This is a genomic window from Pseudomonas palmensis (genome assembly GCF_049942755.1).
In the GTDB taxonomy this organism is placed as follows: domain Bacteria; phylum Pseudomonadota; class Gammaproteobacteria; order Pseudomonadales; family Pseudomonadaceae; genus Aquipseudomonas; species Aquipseudomonas palmensis.
The window spans coordinates 1,335,796-1,354,993 of the sequence record NZ_CP187958.1 but is presented as its reverse complement, the minus strand read 5'-3'; the positions used below and the strand labels follow the sequence as shown (position 1 = coordinate 1,354,993).

Here is a 19,198-nt window from a genome sequence, read left to right as displayed (position 1 = left end):
TATCGTACTACTGCCGATTTCTATTCAATCGTCTGATGAGACACAAAACCACAACAGCATTTAGGAAAAGGGACGTTTCTCATGAAGAAACTGCTTTGCTTGGCTGCGATTGCAGCCGTTACCCTGGGGCACTCTTTCACCGCAAACGCCGCTGACGCCTCGTTTTCCGTAGGGCAGACCGGTGACTCGACCATGGTCTATCGCCTTGGGCTGCAGTCCAACTGGGACGCCAGCTGGTGGCAGACCAGCGTCGGCCGCGTGACCGGCTACTGGGACGGTGCCTACACCTACTGGGACGGCGACAAGACTTCCAGCAACCACAGCCTCTCGTTCGCGCCCGTGTTCGTCTACGAGTTCGCCGGTGAGTCGGTCAAACCCTACATCGAGGCGGGTATCGGTGTAGCGGCCTTCTCCAGCACCAAGCTTGAAACCAACAAGCTCGGCTCGTCGTTCCAGTTCGAAGACCGCATCGGGTTCGGCTTGCGCTTCGCGGGCGGACACGAGGTAGGCGTGCGCGCCATCCACTATTCGAACGCGGGCCTGCAAAGCCCCAACGATGGCGTGGAAAGCTATTCGCTGCACTACCGCATGCCGCTCTGACGGTCGGCCGGTACCCTGCACCTCGAAAAAGGCCCTGACTTGCGTCAGGGCCTTTTTTCATTTTGGCAGCGGCCACAGCTCATTGACCGCCAGCGCCTGCAGGGTCAACTGCTGCGGGCGTTCGCCCAGGCGTTGCAGGATGGCGCTGGCAGCCGAACTGGCGTCCCACTCATCCGGGATGGCAGTGGGTGTGTTCATGGCCTGTGCAGGCGTCTGAGGGGCCACGATGGTCAGGTCGATGCCGTGTGCGACCAGCAGGGGGCGGGCGTCTTCGAACAGTGACGCGATGCTGTTGGCAGGGCGCCGCGGCTGGCCGGGTTCGCCCAGCTGCAGGGCAGAGTACGCACTGAGAATCCCCACCACCTGCGGGGCGCGCCCCTTGTCCAGAAGGGGGAGCGCGCCATCGAGGCAGTGCGAGGCGGCGGCCAGGTTGCTTCGCACCACGTCCTGCAGCAGTGTCTGGGTAATCGGCAACGGCAGGTAGTCGCAGGTGCCGGCGTTGACGATCAGGCCGTCGATGGCCTGCCATTGTTCGGTCAGGGTGGCGCAGGCGCGCCTGGCCTGCGGCATCTGGTGCAGGTCGCCGGCAAGCACAAGGACCCTACCGGGATAGTCGGTCTCAAGGGGGTGTGCATCGTCGCGATTGCGAACACTGAGCGCCACCTTGCAGCCCTGTTCAAGCAGCGCCTCTGCCAAGGCATGCCCAAGTCCGTTGCTGGCACCGGTAATCCAGATGCGCCGAGGTCGATCACTGCTCAAGATCCTTTCCTCAATCGTTGCGTTTAGGTAAGTGTTTGAACGCATCCAGTGCGCGTTGGCGACTAGAACTTAAGTCTACAATTGCATGAGGATAGACATCTATTGCAAACAAATCGTTCTGGACATTGGGTAAATGGACGGCCTTGTGGTCCAGTTTGCCGCGTTCAGGCAGCCAGTGCTTCAGAAATCGCCCTGCAGGGTCGAAGCGTTGCGACTGGCTCACCGGATTGAAGATCCGAAAGTAGGGCACGGCGTCGGTACCGGTCGAGGCGCTCCACTGCCAGCCGCCGTTGTTGGCGGCCAGGTCGCCGTCGATCAGGTGGCGCATGAAGAAGCGTTCGCCTTCACGCCAGTCGATCAGCAGGTTCTTGGTCAGAAACATGGCCGTGACCATGCGCAGGCGATTGTGCATCCAGCCTGTGGCGAGCAACTGGCGCATGGCCGCATCCACGATAGGGATGCCGGTGCAGCCCTGTTGCCAGGCCAGCAGGTCCTGTGGCGCGTTGCGCCAGGGCAGGGCTTCGGTATGTGACCTGAAGGCACGGTGGCGGGAAACCTGCGGGTAGCCCACCAGAATGTGCTTGTAGAACTCGCGCCACAGCAGTTCGTTGATCCAGGTGATGGCGCCGGCATTCCCGCTGTCGAATTCGCCGAAGTTGCAGGCCAAGGCGGCATGCAGGCACTGGCGGGGGGAGATCACCCCGGCGGCGAGGTAGGCCGACAGCTGGCTGGTGCCAGGCACGGCAGGAAGGTCGCGCTGTACCGGATAATCCTCGATGGCCTCGTCGACAAAGCGCGCCAGGCGGCGCGCGGCTTCATCCTCGCCTGCCGGCCACAGCGTGCGCAACGCGTCGGGCGGCGTCTCGAAGCCGGCCACCTGGGTGGGGACGGTGTCGCTGGCAATGGCCAGCCGGGCCTGGGCTGCCGGCGCCGCTACCCGTGAGGGAAGCCCCAGGTGAAGGCGTTCGTAGCACACCTTGCGAAACTGGCTGAACACCTGGAAGTAACCGCCGCTGCGGGTCAGGATGCTGCCGGGCTTGAACAGCAACTGGTCTAGGTAGCTGTGCACCTGGATGTCGGCCTGGCGCAATGCCTGCTGCACGGCCTGATCGCGACGTTGTTCGTGTACCCCGTATTCCTCGTTCAGGTGCACGGCACTGACCGCATGTTGCCTGCACAGCGCGAGCAGCACCCGAGGCGCATCGGCCCACTGGTCGGCATGCACGATCAGCAGGGGAATGTTCAGGGCGTCCAGTGACTGGCGCAGGCTGTGCAGGTTGCGCAGCCAGAAGTCCACCTTGCACGGGGCGTCGTCGTGGGCGAGCCACTGCCCGGGGCTTACCAGCCACACCGCCAGGGTGGGCCCGCGCGAGCAGGCAGCGGCCAGCGCAGTGTTGTCGTGAACGCGCAAGTCGTTGCGCAGCCAGATCAGTTGCATACGAAATCCTGTGAATGTGGGGGAGACGTCAGGTGGCCAGCAGGCCCAGCAACAGGGCGGGCAGCGCCACCACAGAGGACGGCAGATGCACGTTGCCTGCCTGCAGGCCCGCCGCCTCGGCATGCTCCTTGTAGAGCGCGGCCATGCTGCCCAGCAGCAGGGTCGGCAGATCGATCGCATTGAGGCTGCGCTGCAGTTCACGCGGATCGAGCGCCGCGTTCAGGCACATCACCAACGCACAGGGTTTGAGCTGCTGCACGGCAAACGCCAGCTCTCGAGGTGGCAGCGGCCAGTCGAATACCTCGACCGCGCAGCCGGCATCACTGAGCAGCCAGGCGCACAGCCACAGCTGCGGGTCGAATGGAAGGGCCGAGGCGTTGACCAGCAGGGCGGGCGCGGCGTTCAGCTGACGGTTGTTGTGATACGCCCGCACGCCAAGTTTGCTGCGCAGCCAGGTATGGAAGAACACCTGCTCCATGCGGGCGGCAAAGTGCCCGTGCCAGCGGGTGTCGAGTTCTTGCAGCAACGGCAGCAACAGTTGCTCGCACAGGGTGGCGGCGGGGTAGAGGGCCATGGCCTGGTTGAACAACTGGTCGAGTCGGCGTTCGGCCAGTTGCGCGATGCAGTCGACCAGTTGCAGGCGCAGGGTGTGCCAGTCGTCGTTGCCGGGTGCGGGTTGCACTGCTGGGGAGGTGTCGAGCAGCGGCTTGACCTGGCCCACCGCGATTCCGCGGTTGAGCCATTGCAGAATCTGCTGGATGCGCTGCACGTGTGCGGCGCTGTAGAGCCGGTGACCCTTGCCGGTGCGCTGCGGCACGATCAGCCCGTAGCGACGCTCCCACGCGCGCAGGGTCACGGGGTTGACCCCGGTCAGGCGGGTGACTTCACGAATGGGCAGCAGGTCGTCTTCAGATGGCATTGCGCAGGCTCAGGTTTTCCGGGTGCGGTTGCAGATAGACCTGCTGCATGAGGTAGGGATCGGGGTGGCGGCGCAGGTGGTGCTTGAGCAGGGTCAGCGGCACCACCAGCGGGACGATGCCGGCCTGGTACTGCTCGATCAGGGCGCGGATTTCCTGTTTGTCGCGGGGGTCGAGAAACCGGCGCAGGTAGCCGCTCAGGTGCATCAGCACGTTGCCGTGGGTGCCGCGACTGGCGCAGCGGCTCAGGGCGCTCATCAGCTGGCTGAAATACCGTGGGCCGATCTGGGTGGGGTCGTCCTGGCGCTGCATGCTGCCCAGCAACTTGCCCAGCACCTTGTACTGCTGGGGGTTGTGCGCCATCAACTGGTACTTGTAGCGCGAGTGGAAGGCGATGAGGGCATGACGACTGAGCCCGCCTGCCAGCAATTGCTGCCAGTCGGCGTAGGCATACACGCGGGTGATGAAGTTTTCCCGCAGTACCGGATCGCACAGCCGGCCATCCTCTTCGACCGGCAGGTCGGGGCGCTGGGCGCAGAACCGTGCGGCATACAGGCCGCGACCGCCTTCGGTGGCCGGGTAGCCGTTGGCCTGGTACACCTTGACCCGTTCCAGGCCGCAGGATGGCGATTTCTGCATGAAGATGTAGCCGCAGATGTCGGTCAGTTGCCCGGCCATTTCTGCGCCGTAGGCATCCAGTGCCTGGCTGACGTCCAGGCTGGCATCGCGGCTGCCCACGGCCTTGGGGTTGGCCGGGTCACCGGTCAGACGGATGGCCTGGCGAGGTGTGCCCAGGCCGATGGCAACCTCGGGGCAGATGCCGATGAAGTCGAAGTGCTCGGCCAGCACTTCATTGCACAGGCGCGAGGCCTTGTGCCCGCCGTTGTAGCGGACCTCTTCGCCGGTCAGGCATGCACTGATGGCAATCTTTGGTCTGGTGGCCGCCATGGTCGCTCTCGACTGAAATTTGTACAGAAACAAAATTATGTACAGCTTCGCTCATCATAGATAACGCGTTGTACAAGTCAAATGTTCTGTACAGCTTCAGCCGGTGCAGGGGTCATTCCAGGTGTTCGAGCAGGCGCCGCGCCGCTTCCTGGCCGCTGAGCCATGCGCCCTCGACGCGCCCCGACATGCACCAGTCGCCGCAGGCGTACAGGCCCAGGTCGGCATCGGCCAGGGCGCCCCATTCATGGCTGCTGCTCGGGCGGGCATACAACCAGCGATGGGCCAGGGTGAAGGTGGGGGCCGGCACGGCGCAGCCCACCAGTTCGGCGAAGTTGCCCAGCAGGTGCTCGATCACGGCCTCGCGCGACAGGTCGATGTGTTGCTTGCTCCAGCTGGCCGTGGCGTGCAGAACCCAGGTGTCGAGTTTTTCGTCACGCCCGGGCTTGCTGCGGTTGCGCGCCAGCCAGTCGAGGTCGCAGCCCTGCACGAAGCAGCCCTGCATGGGGGTGTCCAGGGGAGTATCGAAGCCCAGCGCAATGGCCCAGGTGGGCTCCATCTGCACGCTGGCGGCCATGCCGGCCAGCTTGGTGGTGGCGCTGAGCAACTGCGTGGCCTGGGGCGCCGGCACCGCAATGATGACGCGACTGAACGGCCCGTGGCTGCCGCCCTCGGTGTCCTGCAGGTGCCAGTACTGTTTGCCGCGGAACACCTCGGCAATGCGGCAATTGAAGTTGACGGTGACATCCTTGAGCAGGCCGCGGGTGATGGCGCTCATGCGCGGTACACCCACCCAGCGGATCTGCTCGTCCGGCGAGGGGGTCAGCTGACCTTCGCGGTAGTTGTACAGTTGCGGCTTCCATTCGGCCGCCCAGCCCTTGGCCTGCCAGGCCTGGACCTGTTCGACGAAACGTCGGTCGCGGGCCGTGAAGTACTGCGCGCCCAGGTCCAGGGCGCCGGCTTCGCTGCGTTTGCTGGCCATGCGTCCGCCACTGCCGTGGCCCTTGTCGAACAGGTGCACGGTGTGCCCGGCCTTCTGCAGGGCCTGGGCGGCGGACAGGCCGGCGATGCCGGCACCGATGATTGCGATAGGAACAGTCATGATGGCCTCTTCGAACCTTTTGGAAACAGCCTACGCTGCCCGACAAGCCTGTACAATATCTCCAGCTTGTATAAGATGATTCCGCTCGACGTTGCAGGTTGGCCTATGTTTATCCGAGAGCGTTCGGTCAAAAAAGTGCCTTGAACTTAAAAATAGACCAGCGCGCGCCATGTGAGGACACAGCCATGCATATATTGCTGACCGGTGGTACGGGCCTGATCGGCAGACACCTTTGCCGCTTCTGGCTGGACAAGGGTTACCGCCTGACGGTGTGGAGCCGGCGTCCGGCGCAGGTCGCTCAGGTGTGCGGGGCAGGGGTGCGCGGCATTGCCCGGCTCGACGAACTGGGCGAGGAGCCGGTGGACGCCGTGGTCAACCTGGCCGGTGCGCCGATTGCCGATCGCCCCTGGACGTCGCACCGACGCGCGCTGCTATGGGCTAGCCGCATCACCCTCACCGAGCAGTTGATCGCCTGGCTGCAAGGCCGGCAGCAGCGCCCTGCGGTGCTGATCTCGGGGTCGGCGGTGGGGTGGTATGGCGATGGTGGTGAGCGCGAGCTGACCGAGCTGTCGCAGCCGGTCAAGGAGGACTTTGCCAGCCAGCTGTGCATTGCCTGGGAAGAAACCGCGCTGCGCGCCGAGGCCCTGGGCATGCGGGTGGTGCTGGTGCGTACCGGGCTGGTGCTGGCGGCCGAGGGCGGCTTTTTGTCGCGCCTGCGCCTGCCGTTCAAGCTCGGGCTGGGCGGGCCGATTGGCAGTGGTCGCCAGTGGATGCCGTGGGTCCATCTGGACGACCAAATCGCCCTGATTGATTTTCTGTTGCAGCGCGAGGATGCCAGCGGTCCTTATAATGCCTGCGCGCCGGAGCCGGTGCGCAACCGTGAATTTGCCCGACGCCTGGGGCGCGCGCTGCACCGCCCGGCGTTCATGCCGTTGCCGGCGCTGGTACTGCGCGCCGGGCTCGGCGAACTGTCGGTATTGCTGCTGGGTGGCCAGCGGGCGCGCCCGGTGCGCTTGCTGGCGGCAGGCTTCACGTTCCGTTACAACGATGTGCAATCGGCGCTGGATGACTTGTCCGCGCGCCTCTGAAAAGGATGTTGCATGACCGATCATGCTCTGCTGCTGGTCAACCTGGGTTCACCGGCTTCCACTTCCGTCGCCGACGTGCGTCGTTACCTCAACCAGTTTCTGATGGACCCGTATGTGATCGACCTGCCGTGGCCGGTGCGTCGCCTGCTGGTCTCGCTGATCCTGATCAAGCGTCCGGAGCAGTCGGCCCACGCCTATGCTTCCATCTGGTGGGAGGAAGGCTCGCCGCTGGTGGTGCTGACCCGGCGCCTGCAGCAGGCCATGGGCGCGCACTGGGCCCACGGGCCTGTGGAAATCGCCATGCGCTATGGCGAGCCTTCGCTGTCCACGGTGTTGCAGCGTCTGGCCGGCCAGGGCGTCACCAAGGTGACCCTGGCGCCGTTGTACCCGCAGTTTGCCGACAGCACCGTGACCACCGTGATCGAGCAGGCCAAGGCCGTGGTGGCCGAGCACAAGCTGGCATTGCAGATGCCGGTGCTGCGTCCGTTCTATGACCAGCCGCTGTACATCGACGCGCTGGTGGCCAGTGCCAGGCCGTACCTGGAGCAGGGCTTCGATCACCTGCTGCTGAGCTTTCACGGTTTGCCCGAGCGGCACCTGAAGAAACTCGACCCTACCGGTTCGCATTGTTTCCAGAATGCCGACTGCTGCCGCAACGCTTCGCCCGAGGTGCTGGCGGTGTGTTATCGCGCGCAGTGCCTGCGTTCGGCACAGTTGTTCGCGCAGAAGATGGGCCTGGCCGAGGGCCAATGGTCGGTGTCGTTCCAGTCGCGGCTGGGCCGGGCCAAGTGGATCGAACCCTACACCGAGGCGCGCCTGGACGAGCTGGGCAAGGCAGGCGTCAAGAAGCTGCTGGTGATGTGCCCGGCGTTCGTGGCCGACTGCATCGAGACGCTGGAAGAAATCGGCGATCGCGGGCGCGAGCAGTTTGTCGAGGCGGGCGGGCAAGAGCTGGTGCTGGTGCCGTGCCTGAATGATCACCCGCAGTGGGTGGAGGCGCTTACGCAGTTGTGTGAGCAGGCGGGTTAGGTAGTGCAGCGTTCGCCGGCAAGGCCGGCTCCTACAGGTTTGCGCGAACCCCTGTAGGAGCCGGCCTTGCCGGCGAAGCGTTTCAGATCAAGGCAAATGGTCGTCCAGCACCTTGTTCTTCCAGCCGTCATTGCCCGGCAGCAGCAGGTTGAGCGCAATGGCCACCACGGCGCACAGCGCGATACCCTTCAGGCCCCAGTCGTCCGGGCCGGTACCGGTGCCGACCAGCACACCGCCAATCCCGAACACCAGGGTCACCGAGACGATCACCAGGTTGCGCGCTTCGCTCAGGTCGATCTTGTGGCGGATCATGGTGTTCATGCCCACTGCCGCGATCGAGCCGAACAGCAGGCACAGGATGCCGCCCATCACCGGCACCGGAATGCTCTGCAGCAACGCGCCGAACTTGCCGACGAAGGCCAGGCTGATGGCGAACACGGCCGCCCAGGTCATGATCTTGGGGTTGTAGTTCTTGGTCAGCATCACCGCGCCGGTCACTTCGGCGTAGGTGGTGTTGGGCGGGCCGCCGAACAGGCCGGCGGTGGTGGTGGCGATGCCGTCACCCAGCAGGGTACGGTGCAGGCCGGGCTTTTTCAGGTAGTCGCGACCGGTCACACTGCCCACTGCAATCACGCCGCCGATATGCTCGATCGCCGGGGCCAGGGCCACCGGTACGATGAACAGGATCGCCTGCCAGTTGAAGGCCGGCGCGGTGAAGTGCGGCAGGGCCAGCCAGGGGGCGGCGGCGATCTTGGCGGTGTCGACCACACCGAAGTAGAACGACAGGCCAAAGCCCACAAGCACCCCGGCAATGATCGGCACCAGGCGGAAGATGCCCTTGCCGAACACCGCCACGATGAGGGTGGTGAGCAGCGCTGGCATCGAGATCATCATCGCGGTGCTGTAGGGCAGCAGTTCGGCGCCGTCGCCGGCCTTGCCCATGGCCATGTTGGCAGCAATCGGCGCCATCGCCAGGCCGATCGAGATGATCACCGGGCCGATCACCACCGGCGGCAGCAGGCGGTCGATGAAGCCGGTGCCCTTGATCTTCACGGCCAGGCCCAGGAAGGTGTAGACGAACCCGGCCGCCATTACCCCGCCCATGGTCTCGGCCAGGCCGAACTGGCCCTTGGCGAGAATGATGGGGGTGATGAAGGCAAAACTGGAGGCGAGGAACACCGGCACCTGACGGCCAGTGACCACCTGGAACAGCAGAGTCCCCAGGCCCGCAGTGAACAGCGCAACGTTGGGGTCGAGGCCGGTAATCAGCGGCATCAGCACCAGCGCGCCGAATGCCACGAAGAGCATCTGCGCGCCGGAGACGACCTGGCGCCAGAGCGGGTCGTTGAACTCGTCCTGCATGTTCAGGTGTCCTTCTGCTTGGTGCCGAAGATCTTGTCGCCTGCATCGCCCAGGCCGGGAATGATGTAGCCGTGTTCGTTCAGGCGTTCATCGATCGAGGCGGTGTAGATGTGCACGTCGGGGTGTGCACCCTCGACCGCCGCGATGCCTTCGGGCGCTGCCACCAGCACCATGGCGCGGATGTCCTTGCAGCCGGCCTTCTTCAGCAGGTCGATGGTGGCGATCATGGAGCTGCCGGTGGCCAGCATCGGGTCGATGATCATGGCCAGGCGCTCGTCGATCTCGGGTACCAGTTTTTCCAGGTAGGTGTGCGCTTCGAGGGTTTCCTCGTTGCGGGCAACGCCCACGGCGCTGACCTTGGCGCCCGGGATCAGGCTGAGCACGCCGTCGAGCATGCCGATACCGGCGCGCAGGATCGGCACCACGGTGATCTTCTTGCCGGCGATCTTCTCGACCTGTACGGTGCCGCACCAGCCTTGAATGTCGTAGCTTTCCAGCGGCAGATCCTTGGTTGCCTCGTACGTCAGGAGCGCGCCGACTTCCTGGGCGAGTTCGCGAAAATTCTTCGTGCTGATATCGGCGCGGCGCATCAGGCCGAGCTTGTGACGGATCAGCGGATGGCGGATCTCACGGGTTGGCATAGGGAAAGGCTCCGGGGGGCGGGCAAAAAAACCGCGCTAGAGTAATCTATTCGGCCGCAGGTGTCCTATAGGCATTGTGCACGTTAGTCCATAAATGCTTGATCTGATGCGTGAGGGTGCGTACCTTTGCCCGCTTTTCTCAACCGCAGCCCCCTGGAGAGCGTCATGTCCGCTGATCTCGAGCATATCCGTCAAGTCATGCGTGAAGCAGACTGCCTGCACAGCGAAGCCGAAGTCGAAGCGGCGATTGCCCGTGTGGGCGCGCAGATCACCGCCGACCTGGCCGACCGCAACCCGGTGGTGTTCTGCGTGATGAACGGTGGCCTGATCTTCTCCGGCAAGCTGCTGACCCATTTGCAGTTCCCGCTGGAGGCGTCCTACCTGCATGCCACGCGCTACCGCAACCAGACCAGCGGCGGTGACCTGTTCTGGAAGGCCAAGCCCGAAGTGTCGTTCATCGATCGAGAAGTGCTGATCATCGACGACATCCTCGACGAAGGGCACACCCTCAGCGCCATCATCGACTTCTGCAAGCATGCCGGTGCCAAGGCGGTGTACAGCGCGGTGCTGGTGGACAAGGACCACGACCGCAAGGCCAGCCCTGACCTGAAGGCCGACTACTGCGGTTTGAGCTGCGTTGACCGCTATGTGTTCGGCTACGGCATGGACTACAAGGGCTACTGGCGCAATGCGGCGGGTATCTATGCCGTGAAGGGCATGTAAAACCGGGTGGGAGCTGACTTGGCCCGCGAAAGGGGCGATGCGGTATCAGCTATTTGCGGTGCCTGCATCGCGGGTCAGGCCCGCTCCCACAAGAGGCCGTCAGCTTCGTACATTTCTCATGCTAGAGTGCCAGGCCGCCCCCAAGGAGCCTGCCATGCGCGCCATCCTCGCCCTCCTGCTGCTGACCAGCCTGCCCCTGGCCGCCGCGCCGCTGCACAGCCAGTTCCTGCCGCCCGACGACCTTACCCTGCGCCAGGAAACCCCCGAAGCCCAGCAACTGCTGCAGGTGACCCAGTATTCGGTGGTGGTCGGCAACCAGCGACAGTCCAACCAGCAACCGATACCGGTCACGGCACCGGTGCTGATGCGCCTCAAGGGCAAGCCCCTGAACAAGGGCGCCACCATCAGCGAGGTGCTGATCAGCTTCGACGGCGAAGGCAAGAGCCTGCGCAAACCGGCGTTCGACGCCAAGAGCCGCACCCTGACCCTCAACTATCCCGCCAGCCAGTACCGGGTGATTCTCGACCTGCTGCGCAACGACACCCTGTACGTGCAGTTCCTCAGCTATGCCAACGGTCATATCTGGGCCGATGTGCACACCGGCACCCTACGCGCGCGTTGAGCCACAGCGCTGCCGGGGGGTAAACTGCCGGCCCGTGAAAAATGTCCGTGATGGTTCAGTTGGAGTCGGCAATGCGTAAAGACAAGAAGCAAGTGATTGGTGATGAGATCAGCGACGACTACATCAAGTCGTTTCTCCAGTTCGAACCGGCCGATGCCAGCTCGCCCTCGCACCACAAACTGATCAAGGCCTATCGCGGCCTGCGCATCGATGACTTCGAACGTTTCGTCGGCTTCTTCGTCGAGGCCGGATACGATGTGGACGGCAAGGACGAGCACGGCAACACCTTCGCCCAGGTGATCGGCGACCAGCGCAATGCGCCCGAGTACATCGAGATCATCGACAGCGCCCGCAAGTGAGTACATCGCAGCCATGAAAAAACGCCCCGAGGGGCGTTTTTTCATGCATCACGCTTACGCGTAGCTTTGCGTCGGCTGGTTCTCGACCAGGCCCAGGGCCTCGTCGTTCTGCGCGCTGATCTTGTGGTACAGCGCAGCGTCGGTCGCCAGGACCTTCTCCCGTGCCGGGAAGATCTCGTTGAGCTTGGCCGCCCAGGCGCCCTTGGCCTGCTCGGGGAAGCAGCGTTCGATCAGTTCCAGCATGATCGACACGGTGACCGAAGCACCCGGCGAGGCGCCCAGCAGGGCGGCCAGCGAGCCGTCCTTGGCCGCCACCAGTTCGGTGCCGAACTGCAGGATGCCGCCTTTTTTCGGGTCTTTCTTGATGATCTGCACCCGTTGCCCGGCCACTTCCAGGCGCCAGTCTTCGGCCTTGGCTTCAGGGTAGAAGCGACGCAGCGATTCCAGGCGCTGTTCCATCGACTGCATCACCTCGCTGACCAGGTACTTGGTCAGGTCGAAGTTGTCGCGGGCCACGGCCAGCATCGGCCCGATATTGCCCAGGCGCACCGACAGCGGCAAGTCGAGGAACGAGCCGTGCTTGAGGAACTTGGTGGTGAACCCGGCGTACGGGCCGAACAGCAGCGAGGTCTTGCCGTCGACGACGCGGGTATCCAGGTGCGGTACCGACATCGGCGGCGAACCCACGGCGGCCTGGCTGTAGACCTTGGCCTGGTGGCGCTTGACCACCTCGGGGTTGTCGCAGCGCAGCCACTGGCCGCTGACCGGGAAACCGCCGAAGCCCTTGCTCTCCTCGATGCCCGACAGCTGCAGCAGCGGCAGGGCCGCGCCACCGGCGCCGAGGAACACGAAGCGGGCATCGACGTCGCGGCTGCTGCCGCTGTTGACGTCCTTGATGGTGACGGTCCAGCCGCTGCCGTTACGGCGCAGGCCGGTGACCTTCTTGCTGTACTTGACCTGCGACTCGGGGGTGTCGGCCAGGTGCTTGAGCAGCTTGTTGGTCAGGGCGCCGAAGTTGACGTCGGTGCCTTTCATCACGCGGGTGGCGGCGATGTGCTGGTCGGCGGGGCGGCCCGGCATCATCAGCGGCATCCACTCGTTCATCAGCGCCTTGTCTTCGGTGTATTCCATCTCGGCGAAGGCGTGGTGAGGCTTGAGCGATTCAAACCGCTTTTTCAGGAACGCGACGCCCTTGTCACCTTCGACGTAGCTCAGGTGCGGGATCGGGTTGATGAAGGCACGCGGGTTCTTGAAGGCGCCCTTTTTGCTCAGGTAGGCCCAGAACTGCCGGGATACCTCGAACTGGGTATTGATGTGCACCGCTTTCTTGATGTCGATGCTGCCGTCGGCGGCCTGCGGCGTGTAGTTCAGCTCACACAGCCCGGCATGGCCGGTCCCGGCGTTGTTCCACGGGTTGGAACTTTCCGCGGCACCCGAATCCATCAACTCGACGACTTCCAGCTTCATCGCCGGGTCGAGTTCCTTGAGCAGTACGGCCAGGGTGGCACTCATGATGCCGGCCCCTACCAGTACTACATCGACTGCTTCGTTCTGCGCCATTAACGCGTCTCCAAAAATCTTCAGCACCAAATTGACAGCATGGCTCCCAGGCTTGGCCGGGATTTCCATGTCCGCTACTTCGCAGGTTTTTCAACTTCCGCGGACACCACCAACCGGGCTTTGCGTTGCCTATGAACGCATTTTACCGCCCGTGCGGCAATTCGACTTATGGTCAAGGTGTCCATCGTGCGCTATGGACCGGCCTTAGTCACCCATCGCAGATGAGTGCTGTTGCCAGCTGTTTGGGGCTTTCAGGGACGCAGTTGCTGCTTTTACACATGCCAGACTGTTCATTGCTCGCCACACTCTCGTGAAGTTGTGAAAACCGTTTTTTCACGCTCTTTTGGAGTCGTGAACCTCAAAAAGGGTGTGCACGATGGCAAACCCGGCAGGTTCAGGCAGAGCAGAGCGCCGAAGGAACGCGGGCACACCAGCTTGGCAAGACCTGTGTGGGCGGCTCTCTGTGGGCGATTCGGGGATGCCGATGCAATGGCATTGGCGGTGCTGCGAGGCCCGATCAGGAGACGTCCTTATAATCGGGGGGAGATTATAACGAGGTCGCGGGCAGAAACGATCTTTATTAACGACTTTTGTTGCGCTTTGCTTCGCCGGCCACGCCGTGGCGGGCTGGCCTGCAGGGGGCAGGCGGCTGAACAGAGCGCTCACCGGCGCAGGTGGGCAGTCTACGCGGTCGATGATGAAACGATTGTGACAGTGGCTGGCCCCGATGGCTGGGGTGGTCCCGGGTGGTTATACTGGCGACCTTTGCTGCTATTCCTGGAGAGATGAGCATGTTGCAACGTTTGTTGTTCGGTTTGATCGCTGTCACCAGCCTGACCCTGGTCGGTTGTGCCCACAGCCCGCAACAACTCAGCCCGCAACCCAAACTCACTGCCCAGCTCGCGCCCGTGGGTCGTGGCCAGCCGGTGGTGGTCAAGGTGGTCGATGGTCGTCCTTCGCAAACCCTGGGTACCCGCGGCGGGCTGTACCCGGAAACCAGCGCCATCACCGTGAACGGCAATGACATCGTGCCCAAGCTGCAGGCCCAGGCCGAGGCAGCGGTGCGCCTGCTGGGCTTCACGCCCACGGCGAACGCCTACAACGCCCCGCAGCTGACCGTGACCCTGGCCGAGCTGAAGTACCAGTCGCCCAAGGAAGGCCTGTACGTGACCGAGGCCACCATCGGCGCCACCTTCCGTGCCGACGTGTCCAATGCCAACCGCCGCTACAGCGGTCGCTACGGCGCCTCGCTGGACCAGCGCTTCGGCATGGCGCCCAACCAGGAAACCAACACCAAGCTGGTGGGTGACGTGCTCAGCGACGCCCTGACCCGCCTGTTCAAGGACCCGACGGTCGGTCAGGTACTGGGCGAGTAAACCCGCTGACGGCAAACGAAAAAGCCCGATGCCTCGTTGCAGGCATCGGGCTTTTTAGTGGGCGTGACCTGCTCAGGCGGCTTCGACGTAGAAGTCCAGCAGGCTGATGCCGGTGCCCTGGTCGACCTCCGGCAGGTCATGGTGGGCATGCCCGCCAAGTGCGCAGTACACCAGCCACTGGCGGTCCTGGACGTTGAACGCCAGGCCGTCGATCAAGGCCTGTTGTTCATCGCTGGGGGCGATCAGATAGAGGCGGTCCTGGTTTTCGGCGTGCAGCATGACAAGCTCCCTGAGTGTTGAAGGGCAATAGAGTGGCTTGTCGGGATGACGAACGTGTGACGGCCGGATTTAATTGTCATCGGTCGCAAAGTACGAGAGAGCCGCTGGCGCTTGGGTAGAATGCGCGGCGTGTCGAGGTCTGGTTTTTTATCGAGGTTGTGCGATGTCGTTGCAAGTGATGTGGGGGCTGCTGGCGGCCCACCCGGCCAAGCTGATCAATGTGCTGGCCTTGTTGATTACCTGCCCTGGCGGGTTGCTGTTGCAAGCGGCGCGGCGTCGTGGCGCGCAGGCGCTGGCGGGGCTGGCGCGTGATGAGGTGATGGTGGAGGGGATGAACCTGCGGGTGAACCGGTTCTACTACATCCTGGGGTTTTCGTGCCTGGCGATGGCGCTGCTGCTGTCGTGGTTCAGTACCTGGATCTGAGGTGAAGCCATCGCGGGTCAAGCCCGCTCCCACATGTTCTGCACTGTACTCAAGGCCAGTGATATCCCTGTGGGAGCGGGCTTGACCCGCGATACGGGCGACGCGCTCTAGAGCGCCAACCCCGCCTTGACGCGGTACTGGTTGCGCACCGGCATCGCATACTGCAGCACCAGGTACGGCTGGTGTTCCACCGGGCAGGCATCCAGGCGCCGTTGCCACTCGGCCTGGGCTCGGGCCAGCTCATCGGCCGGGAACACCTCGGCGGCCCTGGGCACCTGCAACTGCGGGTCGGCATCGGCCCACTGTGCATACGCCAGGTAATGCACCGGGAACAACCGGTAGCCACCCAGTATCTGCCGATCGATTTCCGCCGCCAGTTGCTTGGTGTCTTCGAAGTACTCGCTCACCGGCGGGGCGAAGTTGATGTGCACGCGACCTTTGTAGCCGGTAATGCCCTGGGCGATGCTCACGTCATCCTCGCCAGGCGCCTTGCTGTAGGTGCCGGTGGTGGCGCGGATGTACAGCTCGCGGGCCTTGGCCTGGTCGCACGGGTCGTACTCGTAGCTGATCGACACCGGGCTCAGGTTCAGCGACTGGATCACCGCGCCGAACGGTTCGTCCTTGCGGCTCATGTGGAACATCTTGAGGATCGCCGAATCGGTGCGGTCGTCACCATCCTTGGCGCGGCCCTCGGCCTGGGCGATCCAGATCGAGGCGCAGTCGTTGCGGATCGAGTGGTTGATGTAGGCCGACAGCAGCTGATAGGCCGCCAGCTTTTCGCGCCGCCCGGTGATCGAGCGGTGCACGATGAAGCTCTTGTTCAGGCGCATCATGTCGCTGACGAACGGCTTTTGCAGCAGGTTGTCGCCGATCGCGATGCGCGGGGTCGGCAGGCCGGCGTGGTACACCGCATAGTTGACGAAGGCCGGGTCCATCACGATGTCGCGGTGGTTGGCCAGGAACAGGTAGGCACTGCCGGACTTGAACTGCTCGACACCGGTGTAGGTCACCCCGTCGGTGGCGCGGTCGATGGTGTGGTCGACGTAGTATTCGACCTTGTCCTGCAGGGTCGATACGCAACTGACCCCGGCAAATTCCTTGCGCAGGCGCCGAGCGATCAGCGGCTTGAGCAGCCAGCCGAAGGCCCCGGCCATGCGCGGGAAGCGAAAGTGGGTGAGGATATCCAGAAATGCCGGGTCGCTGAGCAGGCGCGCCAGCACGGCGGGCACCTCGGCGTCGTTGTACGGTCGGATGGCATCGAATTCGCCCATCATGCTCTCTTGTTGGAAACGGCTAGGGTAATAGTAGGGCTGCGGACTGAAAAACGGCTCAGACACCGGCAAGGCCTGTAAATAGACCGGCAATTATACGCACAAGTCACCTGGGAGACTGCGATGGTGGAATCTGCTTTCTATGATTGTCCTTACTGCGGTGAGCAAGTGGAAACCACCGTTGACCTGTCCGGTGGCGACCAGAGCTATATCGAGGACTGCCAGGTCTGTTGCCGGCCGATCGTGTTCGTGCTGCAGGTGCATGGCGAGGAGTGGATGCTGGACGTCAAGCGCGAGGACGAGTGATGCAGCGTATCTACGAGCCGGAAAGTCTGCTGGAGGCCGAGCTTCTGATCGGCATGCTGCGCAGCGAAGGGATCCAGGCGCACCTGAGTGGGCGCGACCTGATGGGCGCCGTGGGCGAGCTGCCGATGCAGGGGCTGCTGGGCCTGGCGGTGCCCGATGCGCAGGCCGAATACGCACGCCAGCTGATCGCCGCGTACAATGGCGCCCAGCCGCTTCCTGGCGACGAGCCGGAGAGCCTTCCGGGAATACTGATTTGCTAGGTTTTGCTCATGTGTGGACGTTACGCCCTGTTTCGCTGGTCTTCGGCGTTTGCCGCGCTGCCCGGGTTCCCGCCTGACCAGCAGGCGCAATGGAACATCTCGCCCGGCGCCTCGGTGCTGATCCAGCGTCAGCGCGAAGGCCAGCTGGAGCTGGCGCGGGCGCGCTGGGGGCTGACCCCGGCGTGGCTGACCGACCTGTCGCGCACCCCGGCCCAGGCGCGCGCCGAGACCCTGGCCGAGCAACCGATGTTTCGCGAAGCGTTTCGCCTGCGCCGTTGCCTGCTGCCGGCCAACGGCTTCTATGAGTGGCGCGGCACCGCGCGCAAGCGGCCTTACTGGCTGACGCCGGGCGAGGGGTCTTCGCTGTTCTTTGCCGGCGTGTGGGAGGCCTACCCGGTGCAGGACCAGGTGTGGCTGAGCACGGCGGTGGTGACCCAGGCCGCAGTCAACCAGCGCCGGCCGCTGATTCTGGATGCGGCAGGGCAGGCCGCGTGGCTGGACCCGCAGACGCCGCTGGTGAAGTTGCAGGAATTGCTCGCTGGCCCGCAGGCCGCCTTGCGCGAGCGGGTGCTGGCGAACCTGGTGAATGATCCGAAGTTGAATGCGCCGGAGTGCCTGACCCCGGCGTAAGTGGGGAGCCCTTCGCCGGCAAGGCTGGCTCCTACAGGCACTGCATGCCCCTGTAGGAGCCGGCCTTGCCGGCGAAGCTTCTGGCTCAGACGCGAAACTGATTGATCAACCGGCGCTGCTGCTCCGCCAGCTTGGTCAGCTCCGCGCTCGCTGTGCTCGACTCGTCCGCCCCACCGGCCACTTCGTTGGCCACCTGACCGATATTGATCACGTTGCGGTTGATGTCCTCGGCCACTGCGCTCTGCTCCTCCGCCGCGCTGGCGATCTGGGTGTTCATGTCGTTGATCACCGACACCGCCCGGGTGATGCTCTCCAGCGCCTGGGCCGCCTGCGCCGCCTGTTGCACGCTGACTTCGGTCTTGCCCTGACTGTCCTCCATTACCTGCACCACATCCCGCGTGCCCTGCTGCAGCTGCTGGATCATCTGCTGGATCTCTTCGGTAGCCTGCTGGGTCTTCTGCGCCAGGTTGCGCACTTCATCGGCCACCACGGCAAACCCGCGTCCCTGTTCACCGGCTCGCGCCGCCTCGATGGCCGCGTTGAGCGCCAGCAGGTTGGTCTGTTCGGCAATTGCACGAATCGCCACCAGGATCGCGTTGATGTTCTCGCTGTCGCGCGCCAGGGCCTGTACCACACCCACCGCACGGCCGATCTCCTCGGCCAGGGCGCTGATCGAGGTGGAGGTGTTGCGCACGATCTCCAGGCCCTGGTTGGCGGCCTGGTCGGCATTGCTGGCCGCTTGCGCTGCATGGGTGGCATTGCGCGCCACGTCCTGGGCGGTCGCGGTCATTTCATGCACCGCAGTGGCCACCAGGTCGATCTCGGCCATCTGCTTGTGCACGCCCTGGTTGGTGCGAATGGCGATGTCGGCGGTGTGCTCGGACGAGTCGCTGACCTTCTGCACCGACACCACCACCTGGCTGATCATTGCCTGCAGCTTGCTCAGGAATGTATTGAAGCCACGGGCGATGGCGCCCAGTTCGTCGGCGCGATCGCTGCTCAGGCGCCGGGTCAGGTCACCTTCGCCCTGGGCGATGTCGTCCAGCATGCCGACCATCTGGCGCAGCGGCCGGGCGATGCCGTGGGCCAGCAGCCAGATCACCAGCAGGCCAAGCCCGGCGATGCCCAGGCCGACCACGATCATGCCGGTGAGGTCGGTGCTGCGCTGGGCACTCATTTCGCGCTGCAGCGCGTCAAGGTCGGCCATCACCGCGCTGACCGGCAGTTGCAGCAGCAAGGTCCAGCGCGAGGCGGTGTTGCCCACGGCAAATGGCACGAACAGCTCGATCTGTCCGCTGGCATGGTCGATTTCGTAGTGCAGCGCCTTGCCCGACAGGTTGCCGAGCACCGCCACTTCATTGGGTTGCAGCACATCGCTGGCTTTTTTGCCGAACGTGCTCGCATCCTTGGTATAGGCCACCACGCGTCCGTTGTTGGACAGCAGCGCCATCTCGCCCGCACCGTCATACAGCTGGGCGTCGGCGGCCTTGAGCATATCCTGGATGAA

22 protein-coding genes and 1 pseudogene are annotated in these 19,198 nt (G+C 64.0%); 11 read left to right on the top strand and 12 right to left on the bottom strand.

Annotation, left to right across the window (positions count from 1 at the left end; translation table 11 throughout):
* Nucleotides 1-81: 81 nt before the first annotated feature.
* Nucleotides 82-600: an acyloxyacyl hydrolase gene (locus ACPRTJ_RS06230; protein WP_043864335.1), complete on the top strand. Its 519-nt coding sequence runs from the start codon at nucleotides 82-84 to the stop codon at nucleotides 598-600.
* A gap of 57 nt (nucleotides 601-657) precedes the next feature.
* On the opposite strand, the gene ACPRTJ_RS06225 is transcribed toward ACPRTJ_RS06230, so the two are convergent.
* The 5 genes from ACPRTJ_RS06225 to ACPRTJ_RS06205 all read right to left on the bottom strand — a co-directional run bounded on the left by ACPRTJ_RS06225 (nucleotide 658) and on the right by ACPRTJ_RS06205 (nucleotide 5,761).
* On the bottom strand, nucleotides 658-1,359 hold the full coding sequence (locus ACPRTJ_RS06225) for an SDR family NAD(P)-dependent oxidoreductase (protein ID WP_158554925.1): 702 nt from the start codon (nucleotides 1,357-1,359) through the stop codon (nucleotides 658-660).
* A 10-nt stretch (nucleotides 1,360-1,369) separates the two neighbouring features.
* Nucleotides 1,370-2,797, bottom strand: a complete 1,428-nt coding sequence (gene phrB, locus ACPRTJ_RS06220; protein WP_282362168.1) for a deoxyribodipyrimidine photo-lyase — start codon at nucleotides 2,795-2,797, stop codon at nucleotides 1,370-1,372.
* Between the two features lie 28 nt (nucleotides 2,798-2,825).
* The gene (locus ACPRTJ_RS06215; RefSeq protein WP_426428376.1) at nucleotides 2,826-3,716 is read right to left on the bottom strand and encodes a MerR family transcriptional regulator; all 891 of its coding nucleotides are present in this window, start codon (nucleotides 3,714-3,716) and stop codon (nucleotides 2,826-2,828) included.
* Entirely contained in the window at nucleotides 3,706-4,662 is a 957-nt protein-coding gene (locus ACPRTJ_RS06210) for a YbgA family protein (protein ID WP_282362166.1), read from the bottom strand. The genes ACPRTJ_RS06215 and ACPRTJ_RS06210 overlap by 11 nt, the downstream gene beginning before the upstream one ends.
* 112 nt (nucleotides 4,663-4,774) lie before the next feature.
* Nucleotides 4,775-5,761 carry an NAD(P)/FAD-dependent oxidoreductase gene (locus tag ACPRTJ_RS06205; RefSeq protein WP_043864339.1) on the bottom strand — a complete coding sequence of 329 codons (987 nt, stop codon included), beginning with the start codon at nucleotides 5,759-5,761 and terminating at the stop codon, nucleotides 4,775-4,777.
* A 185-nt stretch (nucleotides 5,762-5,946) separates the two neighbouring features.
* Between ACPRTJ_RS06205 and ACPRTJ_RS06200 the strand changes: the two genes are divergently transcribed.
* Together ACPRTJ_RS06200 and hemH are read left to right on the top strand one after the other, a co-directional pair.
* Nucleotides 5,947-6,849 (top strand): TIGR01777 family oxidoreductase, encoded by a 903-nt coding sequence (locus ACPRTJ_RS06200; protein ID WP_043864340.1) that lies wholly within the window; start codon nucleotides 5,947-5,949, stop codon nucleotides 6,847-6,849.
* Nucleotides 6,850-6,861: 12 nt separating this feature from the next.
* Complete coding sequence (gene hemH / locus ACPRTJ_RS06195; protein WP_043864341.1) at nucleotides 6,862-7,878, top strand: ferrochelatase; 1,017 nt, start codon at nucleotides 6,862-6,864, stop codon at nucleotides 7,876-7,878.
* Nucleotides 7,879-7,965: 87 nt separating this feature from the next.
* Here the strand turns inward: hemH and ACPRTJ_RS06190 are convergent, their stop codons facing one another.
* Both ACPRTJ_RS06190 and upp read right to left on the bottom strand, forming a co-directional pair.
* Nucleotides 7,966-9,240 carry a uracil-xanthine permease family protein gene (locus tag ACPRTJ_RS06190; RefSeq protein ID WP_043864342.1) on the bottom strand — a complete coding sequence of 425 codons (1,275 nt, stop codon included), beginning with the start codon at nucleotides 9,238-9,240 and terminating at the stop codon, nucleotides 7,966-7,968.
* A 2-nt stretch (nucleotides 9,241-9,242) separates the two neighbouring features.
* The gene (gene upp, locus ACPRTJ_RS06185) at nucleotides 9,243-9,881 is read right to left on the bottom strand and encodes a uracil phosphoribosyltransferase (RefSeq protein ID WP_054916236.1); all 639 of its coding nucleotides are present in this window, start codon (nucleotides 9,879-9,881) and stop codon (nucleotides 9,243-9,245) included.
* Between the two features lie 165 nt (nucleotides 9,882-10,046).
* Between upp and ACPRTJ_RS06180 the strand changes: the two genes are divergently transcribed.
* From ACPRTJ_RS06180 to ACPRTJ_RS06170, 3 genes are all read left to right on the top strand, one after another.
* Nucleotides 10,047-10,604: a hypoxanthine-guanine phosphoribosyltransferase gene (locus ACPRTJ_RS06180; RefSeq protein ID WP_043864344.1), complete on the top strand. Its 558-nt coding sequence runs from the start codon at nucleotides 10,047-10,049 to the stop codon at nucleotides 10,602-10,604.
* A gap of 154 nt (nucleotides 10,605-10,758) precedes the next feature.
* Nucleotides 10,759-11,226, top strand: coding sequence for a hypothetical protein (locus ACPRTJ_RS06175; RefSeq protein WP_054916235.1), 468 nt, complete (start codon nucleotides 10,759-10,761; stop codon nucleotides 11,224-11,226).
* Between the two features lie 71 nt (nucleotides 11,227-11,297).
* Nucleotides 11,298-11,585, top strand: coding sequence for a PA4642 family protein (locus tag ACPRTJ_RS06170; RefSeq protein WP_054916234.1), 288 nt, complete (start codon nucleotides 11,298-11,300; stop codon nucleotides 11,583-11,585).
* Nucleotides 11,586-11,639: 54 nt separating this feature from the next.
* Here ACPRTJ_RS06170 and mqo read toward each other — a convergent pair whose 3' ends face one another.
* Nucleotides 11,640-13,145: a malate dehydrogenase (quinone) gene (gene mqo / locus ACPRTJ_RS06165; protein WP_043864347.1), complete on the bottom strand. Its 1,506-nt coding sequence runs from the start codon at nucleotides 13,143-13,145 to the stop codon at nucleotides 11,640-11,642.
* A gap of 791 nt (nucleotides 13,146-13,936) precedes the next feature.
* Between mqo and ACPRTJ_RS06160 the strand changes: the two genes are divergently transcribed.
* Nucleotides 13,937-14,521, top strand: a complete 585-nt coding sequence (locus ACPRTJ_RS06160; RefSeq protein ID WP_043864348.1) for a YajG family lipoprotein — start codon at nucleotides 13,937-13,939, stop codon at nucleotides 14,519-14,521.
* A gap of 72 nt (nucleotides 14,522-14,593) precedes the next feature.
* On the opposite strand, the gene ACPRTJ_RS06155 is transcribed toward ACPRTJ_RS06160, so the two are convergent.
* The gene (locus tag ACPRTJ_RS06155) at nucleotides 14,594-14,800 is read right to left on the bottom strand and encodes a hypothetical protein (protein WP_043864349.1); all 207 of its coding nucleotides are present in this window, start codon (nucleotides 14,798-14,800) and stop codon (nucleotides 14,594-14,596) included.
* 163 nt (nucleotides 14,801-14,963) lie between these two features.
* Between ACPRTJ_RS06155 and ACPRTJ_RS06150 the strand changes: the two genes are divergently transcribed.
* Nucleotides 14,964-15,224 carry a hypothetical protein gene (locus ACPRTJ_RS06150; protein WP_054916233.1) on the top strand — a complete coding sequence of 87 codons (261 nt, stop codon included), beginning with the start codon at nucleotides 14,964-14,966 and terminating at the stop codon, nucleotides 15,222-15,224.
* 107 nt (nucleotides 15,225-15,331) lie between these two features.
* On the opposite strand, the gene ACPRTJ_RS06145 is transcribed toward ACPRTJ_RS06150, so the two are convergent.
* Nucleotides 15,332-16,495: a 1-acyl-sn-glycerol-3-phosphate acyltransferase gene (locus tag ACPRTJ_RS06145; RefSeq protein WP_043864351.1), complete on the bottom strand. Its 1,164-nt coding sequence runs from the start codon at nucleotides 16,493-16,495 to the stop codon at nucleotides 15,332-15,334.
* A 123-nt stretch (nucleotides 16,496-16,618) separates the two neighbouring features.
* Here ACPRTJ_RS06145 and ACPRTJ_RS06140 point away from each other — a divergent pair, with 123 nt between their 5' ends.
* The 3 genes from ACPRTJ_RS06140 to ACPRTJ_RS06130 are packed head-to-tail and all read left to right on the top strand — an operon-like array spanning nucleotide 16,619 to nucleotide 17,691.
* Nucleotides 16,619-16,801, top strand: coding sequence for a CPXCG motif-containing cysteine-rich protein (locus ACPRTJ_RS06140; RefSeq protein ID WP_054916232.1), 183 nt, complete (start codon nucleotides 16,619-16,621; stop codon nucleotides 16,799-16,801).
* Nucleotides 16,801-17,061: a putative signal transducing protein gene (locus ACPRTJ_RS06135; protein WP_043864353.1), complete on the top strand. Its 261-nt coding sequence runs from the start codon at nucleotides 16,801-16,803 to the stop codon at nucleotides 17,059-17,061. The genes ACPRTJ_RS06140 and ACPRTJ_RS06135 overlap by 1 nt, the downstream gene beginning before the upstream one ends.
* A 9-nt stretch (nucleotides 17,062-17,070) precedes the next feature.
* Nucleotides 17,071-17,691 (top strand): SOS response-associated peptidase, encoded by a 621-nt coding sequence (locus tag ACPRTJ_RS06130; protein ID WP_043864354.1) that lies wholly within the window; start codon nucleotides 17,071-17,073, stop codon nucleotides 17,689-17,691.
* Between the two features lie 85 nt (nucleotides 17,692-17,776).
* On the opposite strand, the gene ACPRTJ_RS06125 is transcribed toward ACPRTJ_RS06130, so the two are convergent.
* Entirely contained in the window at nucleotides 17,777-18,481 is a 705-nt protein-coding gene (locus ACPRTJ_RS06125; protein WP_426429084.1) for a methyl-accepting chemotaxis protein, read from the bottom strand.
* Nucleotides 18,482-18,679: 198 nt separating this feature from the next.
* Nucleotides 18,680-18,739 (bottom strand): annotated as a pseudogene (locus tag ACPRTJ_RS06120) (hypothetical protein); the annotation flags it as partial.
* Nucleotides 18,740-19,198 lie beyond the last annotated feature (459 nt).